Below are 2005 nucleotides of genomic sequence, written 5' to 3' on the forward strand. Positions count from 1 at the left end.
CGCAGGACACCGTCACCCTGGTGGTGCGGATGCTGAACGCAGCCGTCAAGACCATGCGCGACGTCCACGACCAGATCGACGAGGAAGATCCGACCACCGCTGACATCCTCCACGGTTTCATCGAGAAACTGGAGCAGTACGCATGGATGGTCGACGCGGAGAACATGACGCCGACCGCCAACGTCACGGAACCTGCGGCCGTCTAGCTCAAGACCTTCCGGAAACAGCCAAAAACGTGTGTCCTCATCTGTCGGCCAGATGAGGACACACGTTTTGGCGTTTAATGCACCGGCCTCTGACAAAAACATCTTCAGAACGGTTCCATTTCAGCGTGCAGGTTTAGCCTAAACGTGGTTCACGTGCAACCCCGCGAGCGTATCGATACCGGAACAATGTCGATGTCAGAACGGGGCTACGTCTGGAGCGGCTCCGGCCGTCCTCATCACCCATTAGAACTTGTGGGGGGAGTTTCAGATTCGCCAAAGGAAGGCGATCGAAATGCACACCAGTGGAATATCCCGACGCCGCTATACCGCGGTCATGTTCAGCACTCTCTTTGCCTTGACTATCTCCGTCTCCCTGGGCGGTGCCAGCGCGAGCGACCCGCCGAATCCAGGCGAAGCAATCGGCGATCCAATTCCCGGCCATATCGACGACGGCGACATCCAGCTTGAACTGCAGACCCTCACCGAGGGGCAGGGTCTGACCGCACCGAACTGGGGCACTTATGCACCGGATATTCCCGACGTCCTGTTCGTCGTCGACCAGGTCGGCCCGCTGTGGGCCATTGATACGCAAAGCGGCGACAAGCATCAGGTGCTCGACACCGCGCCGTTGCTCGTGCCGCTGATGCCCGAAGGGGACGAGCGGGGCTTCCTCGGCCTCGCATTCCACCCGGACTACCCAAACAATGGGCTGTTCTACACCATGACATCGGAACCCATTCCCGGAACGGCATCAACGGCCGACCAGCAGCCCAACCATCTCGCGACGCTCAGGGAGTGGACTGCACCGGATCCCGTCGCGGATCCAATGACACGGACACCACTGACCGCAACAAGCTCCAGGGTCCTCCTCACCATCGAGGAGCCGCAATTCAATCACAATGGCGGGGCGCTGTTTTTCGGGACCAGCCCCGACGACAGGAACCTGCTGTACATCACGACGGGGGACGGCGGCTGCGCCGACGATCAGAAAGACCAACTCGGTCTCGCAGGTGAGGGGCCCTGTATCAGTCATGAGGGTCCAGGTAACGCGCAACAACCCGACAACCTGCTGGGCAAGATCCTACGGATGGATCCACTGGCGTCCGCCGAGCCAGAGGTCTACGCGTACGGATTCCGCAACCCGTTCCGGGCTTCCTCGGACCGGATGGATCTGGGGGGCACCGGAGAAATTTGGACTGCCGATGTGGGCCAGAACAATATTGAAGAGGTTGACGCCCGCATTCAGCAGGGTGGGAACTACGGCTGGCGCGTCAAGGAAGGGACCTTCCAGTTCAATCCGAATGGTACGGAATTGAACGGCTTCGCCTCGGACGGGTTCGTATTCGCCAATACGCCGGGGCAGCCCGCCGGCCTGATTGACCCAGTGGCCCAGTACGACCACGACGAGGGCGTGGCCACCATCGGTGGATTCGTGTACCGGGGTACCCAATTGCCGGAACTCTATGGGACCTATGTTTTCGGAGACTATTCCGACGGGTTCAACTCGGGAAACGGGCGGGTCATGTATGTGGTTGAGAACGACCACGCGGATCCCGATGACCGGACTCCGAACGTCTTCAATCTGGTGAATGGGCACATCAACCTGTTTGTCCTCGGCATCGGTGAAGACAGGGAGGGCGAACTCTACGTCCTGGCCAACAAGACTGGAGGCGCAGAGGCTGACGGAGGTGTGGTGATGAAGCTGGTGCGTGAATGCACCGGGAATGCCGACTGCCGAAAGTAGAGACGGGCCGACTGTGGCGACGGCTATCCGCCGCCACAGTCTGGCGAGTAGCGCT

General features: G+C 60.2%; 2 protein-coding genes. Both read left to right on the forward strand.

The genetic code is table 11. From position 1 onward, the window contains the following. Window positions 1-206 (forward strand): ferritin-like domain-containing protein (locus tag Y705_RS0101715; protein WP_026531606.1); only part of this gene is annotated, 206 nt, incomplete at its 5' end. Between the two features lie 334 nt (window positions 207-540). Next, window positions 541-1950, forward strand: a complete 1410-nt coding sequence (locus tag Y705_RS16580) for a PQQ-dependent sugar dehydrogenase (RefSeq protein WP_049822113.1) — start codon at window positions 541-543, stop codon at window positions 1948-1950. The last annotated feature ends 55 nt before the right edge of the window (window positions 1951-2005 follow it).

This window comes from Arthrobacter sp. H41, assembly GCF_000520535.1.
Classification (GTDB): Bacteria; Actinomycetota; Actinomycetes; order Actinomycetales; family Micrococcaceae; genus Arthrobacter_D.

Excerpts from the sequence above, each read along its gene's own strand:
- Y705_RS16580 (WP_049822113.1), top strand. The coding sequence starts at position 541 with ATGTTCAGCACTCTCTTTGCCTTGACTATCTCCGTCTCCCTGGGCGGT.